The sequence below is a fragment of the Mycobacterium lacus genome, from assembly GCF_010731535.1.
GTDB lineage: Bacteria > Actinomycetota > Actinomycetes > Mycobacteriales > Mycobacteriaceae > Mycobacterium > Mycobacterium lacus.
This window is the reverse complement of the sequence record NZ_AP022581.1, coordinates 1,299,834-1,314,604: the sequence shown is the minus strand read 5'-3', so window position 1 is coordinate 1,314,604 and position 14,771 is coordinate 1,299,834. Positions and strand designations below refer to the sequence as shown.

Sequence of the window (14,771 nt, the reverse complement as noted above, 5' to 3'; positions counted from 1 at the left end):
CACCGTACCCGAGGCCGCCGACGATTAGCCTTCGGCGGCCTCGGGCTCGGTAACGGGGACCCCGTTCGTGTCCTCGCGGCCGAAGAAGAATCCGGCCGTGATCAGGATTTCGGCGGCGGCGTACGACCACCAGATCGGCACCGCCAGCGCCTCGTTGCCCAGGATGAACCGGCTGATCGCGATCATCGAGTCCGACGCCGCGAAACACAGCGCGCCCACGGCGGTCCATATCGTCGGCAGCCGCGCCAGCAGCGCGGTGCATACCATCGCGGACAGGACGACGATGTAGACCGTCACCGGGATCGTCAGGTTGTCCCGGCCCAGGTGGGGCCAGAACAACGCGAGCAGCGACGCGGATGCCAAGCACATCAGGACGACAGCAGCGATGCGCGCGCCAGACGGCACCGACCTTACCGCGTGGGGCAGCAGTGCGCCCAGAAAACACAAGTGCGCCAACAGGAATGAGGCCAGGCCCAAGACGAACGACTGTGTCCACCATGGGATCGCCAACAGCCAGTCGCCGCTGGCCGACAACAACAGCGCAAGCACCAGCCACAGCCGCTCGCGAACAATCGGGTGCGCCATCGCGGCCAATGCCAGCAGCACCGCCATGGAGGCCTTGAACGGCGGCTGCAGAACCCAGTGCCCGGTCAGCTCCGTCCCCGGCGGCGAGCGCAACGCGATCACGGTCAGGTACACGCCGTAGGCGAGTCCCGCCCAACAGGCGACCACCCAACCACCGGCCACCAAGCGGGGTGCGTACGGTACCTCCATGCCCAGTTTGGACAACACCGCCGACGAGAAACCCGCTATCGACCCCATCCTGCTGAAGGTACTGGATGCGGTTCCGTTTCGGCTATCCACCGAGGACGGAATCGACGCGGTGCGCCAGCGGTTGCGCGACCTGCCGAGGCGGTCGGTGCACCCCGAGTTGCGGGTCGAGGACCGATCGATCGACGGGCCCGCCGGCGCCATCGGCATCCGAATCTATTGGCCACCAACCGATTCCGGTCGAACCAAGCCGCCGGTGCTGCTGTATTTCCACGGCGGCGGCTTCGTCATGGGTGACCTCGACACCCACGACGGCTCCGCCCGCCAGCATGCCGTCGGCGCGGACGCCCTAGTGGTATCCGTCGACTACCGGCTCGCGCCCGAGCACCCCTACCCCGCTGCCATCGAAGACGCTTGGGCCGCAACGCTATGGGTCGCGCAACACGGCCGCGAGATGGGAGCGGACCCCACCCGGTTGGCCGTCGCCGGGGATTCGGCGGGCGGCACGATCGCCGCGGTGATCGCTCAGCGAGCCCGTGACTGTGCCGGACCGCCAATCGCGTACCAGCTGTTGTGGTATCCCTCCACGATGTGGGACCAATCGCTGCCATCGTTCACCGAGAACGCCACCGCGCTGATCCTTGACACCAAGGCCATTGCCGCGTTCTCCCGTTGGTACGCGGGCGAAATCGACTTGTCCGATCCGCCGGCGGGCATGGCGCCGGGCCGGGCGGGGAACCTGGCCGACCTGCCGCCCGCCTACATCGGCGTGGCGGGTCACGACCCGCTGCGCGACGATGGCATCCGGTACGGCGAGCTGCTGGCCGCCGCCGGCGTTCCCGTCGAGCTGCACAACGCCGAGACGATGGTGCACGGCTACGTCGGCTACGCCGGCGTGGTGCCCGCGGCCACCGCCGCGCTGGATCGCGGGCTGGCGGCATTGCGTGCCGCGCTACACGGGCAGCGGCACGGTGCGTACGGTGTGCCCATGACGGACCAGCCCACCGCCCGCCCCGGCATCGATCCCGTCCTCAAGACGTTGCTCGATACCTTTCCGCTGACCTTCACCGCGGCCGACGGCGTGGAGGTCGCACGCGCGCGCCTCCGCCAGCTGAAGCCGCCCCCGGAGATGCTGCCGGACCTGCGGGTCGAGGAACGGACCGTGGGGCACGGCGAGCTCACCGACATTCCGGTCCGGATCTACTGGCCGCCTTCCCCCGCCGACACCGGCGTGCCCGTGGTCGTCTTTTACCACGGCGGCGGCTGGTCGCTGGGCGACCTGGACACCCACGACCCGGTCGCCCGCGCGCACGCCGTCGGCGCGGAGGCCATCGTGGTGTCCGTCGACTACCGGCTCGCCCCCGAGCATCCGTACCCGGCCGGGATCGAGGACAGCTGGGCGGCGTTGCGCTGGGTCGGCGAGAACGCTGCCGAACTGGGCGGTGACCCGAACCGGATCGCCGTCGCAGGTGATTCCGCCGGCGGCAACATCGCGGCGGTCATGACGCTGTTGGCCCGCGACACCGGTGGACCGGAATTGGCCTTCCAGTTGCTGTGGTACCCGTCGGTCACGGGTGACCTGTCGCTGCCGTCGTTCACAGAGAACGCCAACGCGCCAATCCTGGACCGCGACGTCATCGACGCGTTCCTGGGCTGGTACGTGCCGGGCATCGACATCACCGACGACCCCGCGACGCTGCCTGCCACCCTGTGCCCGATCAACGCCGCCGACCTGTCGGGTCTGCCGCCGGCTTTCATCGGCACCGCGGAACACGACCCGCTGCGCGATGACGGAGCCCGCTACGCCGAACTGCTGGGCGCCGCCGGGGTTCCGGCAGAGCTGAGCAACGAGCCGAGCATGGTGCACGGCTACGTCAACTTCGCCCTGGTGGTGCCCGCCGCCGCCGAGGCCACCAACCGCGGCTTGGCGGCCCTGCGGAAGGCATTGCACTCCTAAGGGTCGCGCCCGGCCGGCCTGAATCGTCGCCCGCGGCCGTCCGGGCCGGACGTCTGATGTATGATGTGGTGTATGAAGCGGACCAACATCTACCTCGACGAGGAGCAGACGGCAAGCCTGGACAAGTTGGCCGCACAAGAAGGCGTCTCGCGCGCCGAGTTGATCCGTCGACTGCTGAACCGCACCCTCGCCAGCACCGACAGCGATCTGGCGTCGGACCTCAAGGCGATCAACGATTCCTTCGGTACGCTCCGCGACCTGGAGCCGCCAGTGCGCCGCTCCGGTAGCCGCGAGGAGCACCTCGCTCGGGTGTGGCGCGCTACCTCATGATCCTTGTCGACTCCGATGTGCTGATCGCGCATTTGCGGGGTGTCGCCGCGGCTCGCGATTGGCTTGTCAGCGCTCGGGAGGACGGACCCCTGGCGATCAGCGTGGTCTCGATCGCCGAACTCATTGGCGGCATGCGGACCGTCGAACGACGCGAGGTGTGGCGCCTGCTTGCATCGTTTCGGGCGGAGCCGGTGACCGAGATCATCGCGCGCCGCGCCGGCGACATGATGCGCCGATATCGCCTCAGCCACAACCGGATTGGACTTGGCGACTATCTCATCGCCGCTACGGCCGACGTCGAGGGCCTGCAATTGGCAACGCTCAACGTGCGGCATTTCCCTATGTTGCGGCCTTTACAACCACCGTTTGCGACGACGCCGGGGACATGACAGTCGGCGGTCGCACGGTCACTGCGAGTTGGCGTCAACAAATGCGGCCACGTGATCGACGAATCGTTGGAGATCGACCAGGTTTTCGAGTCGGCCGATGACGATGTCGTCCGAAACCTGGATATATTCGTGCACGAGGACGTTTCGAAATCCGATGGCCTTGCGCATCGCGTCCGCGAGATCGGCGGCGAGAACTCCGTGACTCCCGAGCAGCCGCATCACGTCGCCATTGTCCGACGGAGGTCCCCAGCCTTGCGTCGAGCAAATATGCTGCCCGATATCGATGCAGGCCTCGATTGCCGTAACGAAGGTGTATTTGACGCCGCGCAGCCAGATCGGATCAGCTCGGCGAATGGGGTCGGCCAGGGATTCGCGCCGCAAGATCGCCAAGTCGTCGGTAATAGCACGAAGCAGCCTAAGGATACGAGTCTCATCGACCATGGCGCACCGCGTCCGTGAACTCTCGGTGAGCCCGGTTGATCCGTGGCAGTTCGTCGAGGTAGATCTTGCGGGTTGTCGCCTCCCAAACCACGCGGGCCTCCCGATCGGTCTCGAAGAGGAGCGACCCGTGCAGCGCAATCCGGCCCGCTATCTCGAGGGGAGCGTCATCGAGCACAAGCAGGTCGACGCCCGATGGCAGCAGTATCTCGAACGCTTGCGGCGCTCGCCCACCGAAGTACGCGGCAATGTCGATGTCGGACGTTGGTCGCGCAGTGCCTGTTGCTCGGCTGCCGTGCAGATAGGCGAACACAGCGCCTCGACGCTGCAACGCCTCGATGGCCTCGGTGGTCCGCGTCGCGACGTCGGTCATGTGCGAAATTCTCTCATCACCGGAGGAACAGCGGCGGTCCTGGCGCACCTGGTGCCGATGGCCCGACGGCCTTCCCGGCTGAGCCGACGCTACGTCCGGCGGCAATACGCGCTGGGCGCAACGCCATACCAGCGTTTGAACGCGTGCGAGAACGTCGAGACCTCGGTGTAGCCCAGCCGGGTGGACACTTCCTCCACGGTCAGCCCGACGTTGCGCAGCAAGTCGACGGCCACCGCCGAGCGCGCTTCGTTCAGCAACGCCCGAAAAGACGTGCCTTCCTCGGCAAGGCGGCGCCGCAGCGTCCGCGGATGAACGGCCAGCTCGGCGGCAACGTCGGGCAGCGTTGGGAAGCAACCGGAGTCGCGGAATAGCTTGGTGCGTACCAGCGCGGTGATGCCCCGGCGTTGCTCGTTGCGCTGCATCAGCACGTCGCACTGCGCGATGCACATCTCCAACGTGTGGCGATCGGCTTGCGGCAACGGCTCGTCGAACATCGCGCGGGGGAAGTGCAGTCGGTTGTGCGCGCGACCGAATGCGACGTCATGCACCGGCACGAGCTCAAGCAGCGGGCGCAGCAGTTCCTCGTCGATCGCAAGTTCCGCCGATACCTGATCGGCATACTTCTCGGCCACCGGCAGCGTGAAACTTGTTGTGGTCGCCATGATTCCGGCTATGTCGCGCTCGATGAAAAAACCCCGCACATCGGCAGGCAGGTGGCTGGCGTCCAGTTCGACCAGGCAGTCGTCGGCGGTCTCGAACAACGTGATGCCGACGTGCATGGTGGTCAGCGCGAAATAGCGCATGGCGATGGTGAGCAATTCGCGAAGGGTGGCACACGACATCACGGCAAACCCGAACAACCCGAAGTGGGTGAGCGTGAACCGACTGCCCACGTCGATCCCGATACCGGGGTCGATCGGCAGCCGGTTCAGCAGCCTGCGCACGGCCACGATCTCGTCGGACGCACTGACCAAGACATCGGGGTCGTCGAGGTCGGCCGGCACGATCGAGGTGCCCGTCAGCACATCGCTGGTCGAGACTCCGCGCTCATTGGCCACCTCGCACAGCACCCGGGTGGCATACACCGGATGCCTCACCTCGGCCTGCGGCAGCAGATGCTCCATGGGCTGTCCCAAACTCCCAACTCTGTGTCCCATTGTCTCATTACCGGCCACCCGCGTCATCCATACAGTGGAGGCATGGCCACTCTGACCGCCGGGCGGCCCCGCAGCGGACCGGCCAGACGGCTGAGCACCTGGACGATGACACGGGAAGCCCTCACCATCGGATTCGACGCCGGCGACGGCTTCCTGGGCCGGCTGCGCGGCACTGATATCGCCCGATTTCGTTGTGGTGGAAGGCGTTTCGTCTCGATCAGCCATCCCGACTACGTCGACCATGTGCTGTACGAGGGGCGGCTGAAATACGTCAAGTCCGACGAGTACGGGCCGATCCGGGCCACCGCCGGCCTCAACCTGCTCACCGACGAGGGCGATTCGTGGGCCAGCCACCGCGGCGTACTGAACCCGAGCTTCGCCCGGCGCCACCTCATCGGGCTCGTCGACCTGATGATCGACCCGATCACGGATGTCACCGCCGGACTGGTGGCCGGCACCCGGTTCGACATGCACGCCACGATGGTCGAGGCGACGCTGCGCGTCGTCGCCAATGCCCTGTTCAGCCAGGACTTCGGGGCGTTGATCGACAGCATGAACGACCTCGCGACGCGCGGACTGCGGCGTGCGGAAAAACTGGAGCGACTTGGGCTGTGGGGCCTGATGCCGCAGCCGGTTTACGACGCGCTGGTCTGGTGCACCTACGCGGGTGTGCACCTGCCACCGCCGCTACGCGAAATGCAGGAGATCACGCTGACGCTCGACCGTGCGGTCAACTCGGTGATCGATCAACGGCTGGCGCGGCCCATCGATACCGCTGACCTGCTCAACGTGTTGCTGCACGCCGACGGCGGAACATGGCCACGCCAGCGGGTCCGCGACGAGGCGCTGACCTTCATGCTTGCCGGCCATGAAACCACCGCCAACGCCATGTCCTGGTTCTGGTATCTGCTAGCGCTGCACCCCCAGGCTCGTGATCGCATGCTCGCCGAGGTGGACGAGGCGCTGGGGGCGCGCCGCCCGACCGTCGACGACCTGGGCAGGTTGCCGTGGACCACCGCCTGCCTGCGGGAGTCGCAGCGTTACTTCTCGTCGGTGTGGGTGCTGGCGCGCGAGGCCATCGACGACGATGTCATCGGAGGTCCATCGACGGCTCACCACATTCGTCGCGGCACCACCGTCGTCATCCCGATCCACCACATCCATCACGACCCCCGCTGGTGGCCCGAGCCGGAACGATTCGATCCCGGCCGGTTCTTGCACGGCGCCAAGGACCGTCCCCGCTCGGCGTATCTGCCGTTCGGAGGCGGTCGGCGCGTCTGCATCGGACAAAGCTTCGCACTCATGGAAATGGTGCTGATGGCGGCAATCATGAGTCAGCACTTCACCTTCGACCTCGCGCTCGACCACCCCGTCGAACTGGAGGCGACATTGACCCTGCGGCCCAAGCACGGACTGCACCTGATAGCGAAGAACCGCAGATGAGCAGTGATTACCACACACTGATCGTCGGTGCCGGATTCTCCGGCATCGGCGCCGCGATCAAGCTAGACCAGGCGGGATTCGGGGACTACCTCGTCGTCGAAGCCGGCGACGGTGTTGGTGGCACCTGGCACTGGAACACCTATCCCGGTATCGCCGTGGACATTCCGTCGTTCTCCTATCAGTTCTCCTTCGAGCAGAGTCCGCATTGGTCGCGGACCTACGCGCCCGGGCACGAATTGAAGGCCTACGCCGAACACTGCGTCGACAAGTACGGCATCCGATCGCGAATCCGGTTGGGCACCAAGGTGCTAAGCGCCGAGTTCGACGACGAGCAGAGTCTGTGGCGCGTGCACACGGACCCCGGTGGCGACATCACCGCCAGGTTCCTGATCAGCGCGTGTGGCGTCCTCACGGTGCCGAACCTGCCCGACATCGACGGAGTGGACTCGTTCGACGGCGTCACCATGCACACCGCGCGCTGGGATCACGCCCAGGACCTGACCGGCAAGCGCGTCGGGATCATCGGCACGGGCGCTTCGGCCGTCCAGATCATTCCGGAGATCGCGCCAATTGTTAAGCGCCTCACCGTGTTTCAGCGAACCCCGATCTGGTGCTTCCCCAAGCTCGACGCCCCACTGCCCAAGGCCGCTCGCTGGGCGATGCGGATTCCGGGCGGCAAGGCCGTCCAGCGGCTGCTCAGCCAGGCCTTCGTGGAGGCCACCTTCCCGATCGCGGCGCACTACTTCACGGCGTTTCCGCTGGCCAGGCGAATGGAGTCGGCGGGACGGGCCTATCTGCGTCAGCAGGTCCACGACCCGGTGGTGCGCGAGCAGCTCACCCCGCGCTATGCGGTGGGCTGTAAGCGGCCCGGCTTCCACAACACCTACCTGGCGACTTTCAATCGGGGCAACGTGCACCTCGTCACCGAGCCGATCGACAAGATCACCCCCACCGCGGTGGCCACCAGCGACGGCACCAACCACGAGATCGACGTACTGATATTGGCGACCGGCTTCAAGGTGATGGACACCGACAACGTCCCCACCTATGCCGTCACCGGAAGCGGTGGCCGGTCCCTGAGCCGTTTCTGGGACGAGCATCGACTGCAGGCATATGAGGGCGTCAGCGTTCCCGGTTACCCGAACTTTTTCACCGTGTTCGGTCCGTACGGCTACGTCGGCTCGTCGTATTTCGCGCTCATCGAGACCCAAACCCACCACATCGTGCGATGCCTGAAACGGGCCCGGCGTACTGGTGCAACCCGGGTCGAGGTGACCGAGGAAGCCAACGCCCGCTATTTCGCCGAGATGATGCGCCGCCGCTACCGCCAGGTCTTCTGGCAGGACAGCTGCCGCCTCGCCAACAGCTACTACTTCGACAAGAACGGCGACGTCCCGTTGCGCCCCACCACGACGGTCGAGGCCTATTGGCGCAGTCGGCGTTTCGATCTCGACGACTACCGCTTCAGCTCATAGCGCGAGCAGCCCGGCGCGAGCAGACGCAAAAGCACCCCATTTCGGGCCGAAATGGGGGCTTTTGTGTCTGCTCGCCGGGAACTAGACCGAAGTTGCGACGGGTTCTGACGCGGAAGTGTGATGTGACCTGACGTTTCGGGTGTTGAAGCCCTGGTGTTTGTAGTCAGAATACTGGTGTGTTGTGTTGATGATCGTCGCGGTAGGTCGGTTACGATGCTTGGTATGCCGCGCAACATGGGGAAAGTCCACGTAGTCAGAGTCAAGAAGACTCATGTGGATAAGCAGGGGCGGCGGCGTGACTACGAATCGGTGTATCTGCGCCGCACGTTTCGCGACGGCGCCAAAGTGCGGAACGAGACGGTGGCCAACCTGTCGATGCTGCCGGCGGCCTCGATCACCGCGCTGGAGGCGACGCTGAAGGGGCAGGCCCTGATCCCGGCGGGCAGCGAGTTCACCAAGACCCGCTCGCTGCCGCACGGGCATGTGGCCGCGGTGTCGGCGATGGCGCATCGGCTCGGGTTTCCCGCGCTGCTGGGCCCGGCCTGCCGGTCACGCGATGTGGTGTTCGCGTTGATCATCTCGCGGGTGATCCGCCCAGCGTCAAGCTGTCCACCCTGTCACGGTGGCCCGATACCACGTTGGGTGTCGATCTGGACGTGGCGGGGGCGTCGACCGACGAGATCTACGCGGCGATGGACTGGCTGGCGCACCGCCAAGATGCGATCGAGCGCAAACTGGCCGCCAAACACCTGAGCCCGCAAGCAAACCCGCATCGGATGGCGTTGTTTGACCTGACCAGTTCGTGGGTGACCGGGCGGTGTTGTGAGCTGGCCGCGCACGGGTATTCCCGCGACGGCAAGAAGGGCTGCGCGCAGATCGAGTACGGGTGCTCACCGACCCCGGCGGACGGCCGGTGGCGGTGCGGGTGGTGCGCGGGGATACCGCCGACCCGGTCGCGTTCACCGAGATCGTCGCCGAACTGCCCGCCACCTTCGGCCTCACCGACCTGGTGCTGGTGGGTGATCGCGGCATGATCACCTCCGCGCGCATCGGCATGCTGCGCGAACTCAACGACAACCCGACGCCCCAACCGATTTCGGGTGGATCACCGCGCTGCGGGCACCGGCGATCGCCAAACTCGCCCGTGACGACGGGCCACTGCAGATGACCCTGTTCGACACCCAGGACCTGGCCGAGATCGTCCACCCCGACTACCCCGACGAACGGCTCATCGCCTGCCGCAACCCCGCTCTGGCGGCCGAGCGTGCCCGCAAACGCCGCGATCTACTGGACGCCACCGACAAAGAGCTCGCCCGGATCAAGGACCGGGTGGACCGCGGCACCTTGTCCGGCGCCGCCGAGATCGGCAAAGCCCTCGGCAAAGTCAGCGGAAAATACAAGGTGGACAAGCACTTTGTCACCACCATCACCGACACCAGCTTCACCTTCGCACGCAACCAGGCGGCCATCGACGCCGAAGCCGCCCTGGATGGCATCTACGTGCTACGCACCAGCGTTGACCCCGACACCCTCGATGCGGCCGGCGTCGTCGCCGGCTACAAGAACCTGGCCAATATCGAACGCGACTTTCGCATCATCAAAGCCGACGACCTGGATCTGCGACCCATCTATCACCGTCTCGATCAGCGCGTGCGCGCGCGTGCTGATCTGCCTGCTGGCCTGCTACCTCGTCTGGCACCTACGCAGGCCTGGGCGCCGCTGACCTTCACCGACGAAACACCACCGGCGCGCGACAACCCGGTCGCGCCCGCGCAACGCTCCGCCGCCGCCAACGCGAAAGCCTCGACAAAACACGACGCCGACGGCAACCCGCTACGCAGCTTCCGCGGCCTGCTCGACCATCTCGGCACCCTCACCCGCGACCGCATCCGCTACCACGACACCGACATCGAAATCGACAAACTCACCGAACCCACCCCCGACCAACGCCGCGCCTTCGACCTCATCGACACCACCATTCCCCTCACCATCGCCGCGTAGCCAGAACAAACACCCACCCGAACCGGCAAAACCCCAGGTAAACCCAAGAAATCACCTAACCCAACAGTCGCAACTTCGGACTAGATGGCGCGCTTGAGGTCGTCGACCTTGTTCAGCTGCTCCCACGGCAGTTCGACGTCGGTGCGGCCGAAATGGCCGTAGGCGGCGGTCTGGGCGTAGATCGGCCGCAGCAGGTTAAGGTCGCGGATGATCGCACCGGGCCGCAGGTCGAACACCTCACCGATGGCCTTCTCGATCTTGATTGGGTCCTCCGTCTCGGTCCCGAAGGTCTCGACGAACAGGCCGACCGGCGCGGCTTTGCCGATGGCGTAAGCCACCTGCACCTCGACCCGTTCCGCCAGCCCCGCGGCGACCACGTTCTTGGCCACCCAGCGCATCGCGTAGGCCGCCGAGCGGTCCACCTTGGACGGATCCTTGCCGGAGAAGGCGCCGCCGCCGTGACGGGCCCAGCCGCCATAGGTGTCGACGATGATCTTGCGGCCGGTGAGCCCCGCGTCACCCATCGGCCCGCCCAGGACGAACTTCCCGGTCGGGTTCACCAGCACCCGCACCGACGAGGCATCCAGGGTCTCGTGGGCCAGATCGTCGAGCACCGTGTTGAGAACCTTTTCCCGGATGTCGGGGTCCAGCGTTTTGTCCAGGTCGATATCGGCCGCGTGCTGGGTGGAGACGACCACGGTGTCCAGCCGCACCGGGATGTTGTCCTCGTAGGCGATGGTGACTTGTGTCTTACCGTCGGGACGCAGGTAGGGCAGCACCCCGTTCTTGCGGACCTCGGTCAGCCGCCGCGACAGTCGGTGGGCCAGCGCGATGGGCAGCGGCATCAGCTCCGGGGTGTCGTTGATCGCGTAGCCGAACATCAGGCCCTGGTCACCGGCGCCCTGAGAGTCCAGCGGATCGGCCGCGCCCTCGACGCGCGCCTCGTGGGCGGTGTCGACGCCCTGGGCGATGTCGGGCGACTGCGCCCCGATGCCGATGTTCACCCCGCACGAGGCGCCGTCGAAACCCTTCTCCGAGGAGTCGTAGCCGATCTCCAGGATGCGCTTGCGCACGGTGTTGGTGATGTCGGCGAACGCCGCCTTTGCCGACGTCGTCACCTCACCCACCACGTGCACCTGCCCGGTGGTCACCAGTGTCTCGACCGCGACACGTGAGCGGGGATCCTCCGCCAGCAGCGCGTCAAGGACCGAGTCGCTGATCGCGTCACAGATCTTGTCGGGATGTCCCTCTGTCACCGACTCACTGGTGAACAGCCGACCCTTTTCGCTCACTACACTTCATCCTTCCAATAATTAGTTAACCGAATTATAGCCTCGGGCAACAATCTCGGCACGTCCACTCAGGCCAGCGATCGCCCAGCACCTGCCCAGGAGCCGTACAGACCCGGGACCGCTGATCCGCTACCCGCTCCCCCCATCGAGGAACGCGACGATTGCATCAACGATACGGCTCGCCATCAGCGTCTTCGAGCCATGCTGCAACGCCGACTCGGTGCCGTCGGACGCCAGCAGCCAGCCATCGTTGCTGTCCACCTCGAAGGCCCTCCCATCGCCCACGGCGTTGACGACCAACAGGTCGCAGCCCTTGCTGCGCAGCTTCGCCCGGGCGTGGAACAGCACATCGCCGTTGGCGTCGCCCGTCTCGGCGGCAAACCCCACAATGGCCCGCATGTTGGGCAGCTGCCCGTGGGCACGCGCTTGGACCGCCCGGGCCAGCACGTCGTCGTTGCGGACGAGCTCGATCGTCGGTTCCGCTGAGTCTTGGGAGCCCTTCTTGATCTTCGCGACGGCGACCTGGGCGGGCCGAAAGTCGGCGACGGCCGCCGCCATTACCAGCACGTGGGCCTCGGGGGCGTGCTTGGACACCGCTTCGGCGAGCTGCTGTGCCGAGCTGACACGCACCACGTGGACGCCGGCGGGGTCGATGAGCCCGGCGGTGTGTCCAGCGATCAGCGTGACGTCCGCGCCGCGCTGGGCCGCGACTCGGGCGACCGCGTAGCCCTGCTTGCCGGAGCTGCGGTTGCCGATGAAGCGCACCGGATCGATCGGTTCGCGGGTGCCCCCGGCGGTCACCAGCAGCTTGCGGCCGGCAAGGTCGTAGGGCAGCGCGTCGTGCCGCTCCAGGAGCAGGTGGGCAAGCGTGGTGATCTCCTCGGCCTCGGGCAATCTGCCGGCCCCGCTGTCGGTGCCGGTGAGCCGCCCTGACGCGGGCTCGAGGACCACCGCCCCGCGGCGGCGCAGCGTGGCCACATTGTCGACGGTGGCCGGATGCAACCACATCTCGGTGTGCATCGCGGGGGCAAACATCACCGGACATCGGACCGTGAGCAGGGTTGCGGTCAGCAGATCGTCGGCCCGGCCGGCCACGGCCCGGGCCAGCAGGTCGGCAGTGGCCGGCGCCACCACGACCAGGTCGGCCTGTTGGCCCAGGTGAACATGGGGCACTTCGGGAACGTCGTCAAAGACGCCGGTGCGCACCGGCTGGCCGGAGAGCGCCTCAAAGGTGGCGGCCCCGACGAAGCGCAACGCGGATTCGGTAGGGATCACCCGGACCTGGTGGCCTGCCTCGGCGAGCTGACGGACGACCGTGCACGCCTTGTACGCGGCGATGCCTCCGGAGACGCCGACTATGACCTGTTTGGGGATCCGCTTGCCGTCCACAGCGCGCCCGGCCCTGCCGTTACTCGCCCTCGGTGTGTTCGAGCAGATCGGCGTGGATCTCGCGCAGCGCGATGGACAGCGGCTTTTCCTGCAGCCCGGGCTCGACCAGCGGGCCCACGTATTCGAGGATGCCCTCGCCTAGCTGGTTGTAGTAGTCGTTGATCTGGCGGGCCCGCTTGGCCGCGTAGATGACCAGGGCGTACTTGCTCGAGACGCGGTCCAGCAACTCGTCGATGGGCGGGTTGGTGATGCCCAGTGGGGTGTCGTAGGCGCCTGCTCCACCTGTTGCAGGATCGAATTGATCGACGACGGGGACGGCGGTCAGCGACGCGTCGGGCTGCGGGATGCTCACTTAAGACAATCTCCTGGCGGCGTAGAGCGGTTGAAAGCGACTGAGAACTTGAGGAGTCACAGCGCCGGTCACGAGGGGCCGGGCGCCGTTCCCACCAGCAACGATACCAATTCGGCGCACGCAGACTCCAATCGGCGATTCACCACGACCTCGTCGAAGTCGTCCTGAGCGGCCAGTTCGACGCGCGCGGTGTCGAGGCGGCGGCGAATAACCTCGGGCGTCTCCGTCCCGCGGCCGATCAGCCTGGCCTTGAGGTCCTCCCAGCTCGGGGGGGCCAGAAACACGGTGATGGCTTCGGGCATTGCCTTCTTGACCGCCCTGGCTCCGGCCAGATCCACCTCGATCAGCACCGGAATACCGGCCGCGACGGCGTCCCGCACCGGCTGCGCCAGGGTACCCGATCGGTGCAGCCCGCCGTGGATCTCGGCCCACTCCAGCAGGGCACCCTGGTCGATCAGTTCCTGGAAACGAGCGGCGCTGACGAAGTGGTAGTCGACGCCGTCGACCTCGTCCGGCCGCGGCGCCCGCGTCGTGGCCGAGACGCTGAAGTGCAGGTTAGGGATCCGGTCCCGCAGGCACCGCACCACGGTCGACTTGCCGACCGCCGAGGGACCGGACAGCACCACCACACGTCCGGCAGCCGCTGGCCGACGGCGTGCCGCATGGTGGTGGTCCGGCCCCCCGCCGGCGCTCACAGGCCCTTCGGCCTGCATTGTCGGCTCGCGGGTCGGCGAGTTAGGCGGAGCCGAATTTTTCCAGCAGGGCCTTGCGCTGACGGTCGCCGAGGCCACGCAGCCGGCGGGTCGGCGCGATTTCCAGCTCGGTCATGATTTCCTGCGCCTTGACCTTGCCCACCTTCGGCAACGCCTCAAGCAGCGCAGACACCTTCATCTTGCCCAAGACGTCGTCGCTCTCGGCGTCCTTGAGCACCTGGGTGAGGTTGGTGCCGCCGCGCTTGAGCCGATCTTTGAGCTCTGCTCTCGCTCGACGTGCGGCAGCAGCCTTCTCCAACGCGGCCGCGCGCTGCTCGTCGGTCAACTGGGGAAGGGCCACGATTCCTCCGTCTCTCATCGATGGCGATCGATCGTTTCGTGTCTTGGCCGGGTACTCCAGCCAGCGCAGACGACCGTACTCACGCTTCCTGACGAAATCTAACCCAGCCCCCTGGTTTCTGCGATAAATGCCCAGCGTGGACCCCGCATGCGGCTCGGCCAACGGGCCGCCGAGTGGTACCGACGGCGGCTGGATATGGCGCCGTGTGGACGACGAAAAGTTTAGCTCGTGGACACGGATTACCCTGTCTAACAGGGGTTTTCGGCTCGCGGCTGGAGCTCGGCTCGGAGGTGCCGGGCCGCTGCCGGTGGCGGCGGCGGGCATCCGCGTATCGTCGTGACGCGGACCACG

14 protein-coding genes and 2 pseudogenes are annotated in these 14,771 nt (G+C 66.5%); 7 read left to right on the top strand and 9 right to left on the bottom strand.

Going from position 1 to position 14,771, the window contains the following annotated elements:
- Positions 1-24: 24 nt before the first annotated feature.
- A complete protein-coding gene (locus G6N24_RS06205) occupies positions 25-774 on the bottom strand; it encodes a lysoplasmalogenase (protein ID WP_085158833.1) in 750 nt (249 codons plus the stop codon).
- Between G6N24_RS06205 and G6N24_RS06200 the strand changes: the two are divergent.
- The 4 genes and pseudogenes from G6N24_RS06200 to G6N24_RS06185 form a co-directional block, all read left to right on the top strand.
- A pseudogene (locus G6N24_RS06200) lies at positions 773-1,732 on the top strand (alpha/beta hydrolase); the annotation flags it as partial. The gene G6N24_RS06205 and the pseudogene G6N24_RS06200 overlap by 2 nt on opposite strands.
- Before the next feature lie 27 nt (positions 1,733-1,759).
- Positions 1,760-2,728: an alpha/beta hydrolase gene (locus G6N24_RS06195; RefSeq protein WP_085158831.1), complete on the top strand. Its 969-nt coding sequence runs from the start codon at positions 1,760-1,762 to the stop codon at positions 2,726-2,728.
- A gap of 72 nt (positions 2,729-2,800) precedes the next feature.
- Positions 2,801-3,058 carry a ribbon-helix-helix domain-containing protein gene (locus G6N24_RS06190; protein ID WP_085158828.1) on the top strand — a complete coding sequence of 86 codons (258 nt, stop codon included), beginning with the start codon at positions 2,801-2,803 and terminating at the stop codon, positions 3,056-3,058.
- The gene (locus G6N24_RS06185; protein ID WP_085158826.1) at positions 3,055-3,447 is read left to right on the top strand and encodes a type II toxin-antitoxin system VapC family toxin; all 393 of its coding nucleotides are present in this window, start codon (positions 3,055-3,057) and stop codon (positions 3,445-3,447) included. Before G6N24_RS06190 ends, G6N24_RS06185 begins: the two co-directional genes overlap by 4 nt.
- Before the next feature lie 18 nt (positions 3,448-3,465).
- Here the strand turns inward: G6N24_RS06185 and hepT are convergent, their stop codons facing one another.
- The 3 genes from hepT to G6N24_RS06170 form a co-directional block, all read right to left on the bottom strand.
- Positions 3,466-3,837 carry a type VII toxin-antitoxin system HepT family RNase toxin gene (gene hepT, locus G6N24_RS06180; protein ID WP_197743111.1) on the bottom strand — a complete coding sequence of 124 codons (372 nt, stop codon included), beginning with the start codon at positions 3,835-3,837 and terminating at the stop codon, positions 3,466-3,468.
- 40 nt (positions 3,838-3,877) lie between these two features.
- Positions 3,878-4,258: a nucleotidyltransferase domain-containing protein gene (locus G6N24_RS06175; protein WP_085158761.1), complete on the bottom strand. Its 381-nt coding sequence runs from the start codon at positions 4,256-4,258 to the stop codon at positions 3,878-3,880.
- Between the two features lie 89 nt (positions 4,259-4,347).
- Positions 4,348-5,382 carry a helix-turn-helix transcriptional regulator gene (locus G6N24_RS06170; RefSeq protein WP_085158759.1) on the bottom strand — a complete coding sequence of 345 codons (1,035 nt, stop codon included), beginning with the start codon at positions 5,380-5,382 and terminating at the stop codon, positions 4,348-4,350.
- A gap of 75 nt (positions 5,383-5,457) precedes the next feature.
- On the opposite strand from G6N24_RS06170, the gene G6N24_RS06165 reads away from it, so the two are divergent.
- The 3 genes and pseudogenes from G6N24_RS06165 (at position 5,458) to G6N24_RS26055 (ending at position 10,334) form a co-directional block, all read left to right on the top strand.
- Positions 5,458-6,858 (top strand): cytochrome P450, encoded by a 1,401-nt coding sequence (locus G6N24_RS06165; protein ID WP_085158757.1) that lies wholly within the window; start codon positions 5,458-5,460, stop codon positions 6,856-6,858.
- Positions 6,855-8,333 carry a flavin-containing monooxygenase gene (locus G6N24_RS06160; RefSeq protein ID WP_085158755.1) on the top strand — a complete coding sequence of 493 codons (1,479 nt, stop codon included), beginning with the start codon at positions 6,855-6,857 and terminating at the stop codon, positions 8,331-8,333. Before G6N24_RS06165 ends, G6N24_RS06160 begins: the two co-directional genes overlap by 4 nt.
- 222 nt (positions 8,334-8,555) lie before the next feature.
- A pseudogene (locus G6N24_RS26055) lies at positions 8,556-10,334 on the top strand (IS1634 family transposase).
- Between the two features lie 80 nt (positions 10,335-10,414).
- Here G6N24_RS26055 and metK read toward each other — a convergent pair.
- The 5 genes from metK to mihF form a co-directional block, all read right to left on the bottom strand.
- A complete protein-coding gene (gene metK / locus G6N24_RS06150) occupies positions 10,415-11,626 on the bottom strand; it encodes a methionine adenosyltransferase (RefSeq protein ID WP_085159771.1) in 1,212 nt (403 codons plus the stop codon).
- A gap of 129 nt (positions 11,627-11,755) precedes the next feature.
- Positions 11,756-13,015 (bottom strand): bifunctional phosphopantothenoylcysteine decarboxylase/phosphopantothenate--cysteine ligase CoaBC, encoded by a 1,260-nt coding sequence (coaBC, locus tag G6N24_RS06145; protein WP_085159773.1) that lies wholly within the window; start codon positions 13,013-13,015, stop codon positions 11,756-11,758.
- Positions 13,016-13,034: 19 nt separating this feature from the next.
- Positions 13,035-13,367 carry a DNA-directed RNA polymerase subunit omega gene (gene rpoZ, locus G6N24_RS06140; protein ID WP_085159775.1) on the bottom strand — a complete coding sequence of 111 codons (333 nt, stop codon included), beginning with the start codon at positions 13,365-13,367 and terminating at the stop codon, positions 13,035-13,037.
- 68 nt (positions 13,368-13,435) lie between these two features.
- Positions 13,436-14,062, bottom strand: coding sequence for a guanylate kinase (gene gmk, locus G6N24_RS06135; protein ID WP_139822357.1), 627 nt, complete (start codon positions 14,060-14,062; stop codon positions 13,436-13,438).
- Positions 14,063-14,102: 40 nt separating this feature from the next.
- Positions 14,103-14,420 (bottom strand): integration host factor, actinobacterial type, encoded by a 318-nt coding sequence (gene mihF / locus G6N24_RS06130; RefSeq protein WP_085159779.1) that lies wholly within the window; start codon positions 14,418-14,420, stop codon positions 14,103-14,105.
- Positions 14,421-14,771 lie beyond the last annotated feature (351 nt).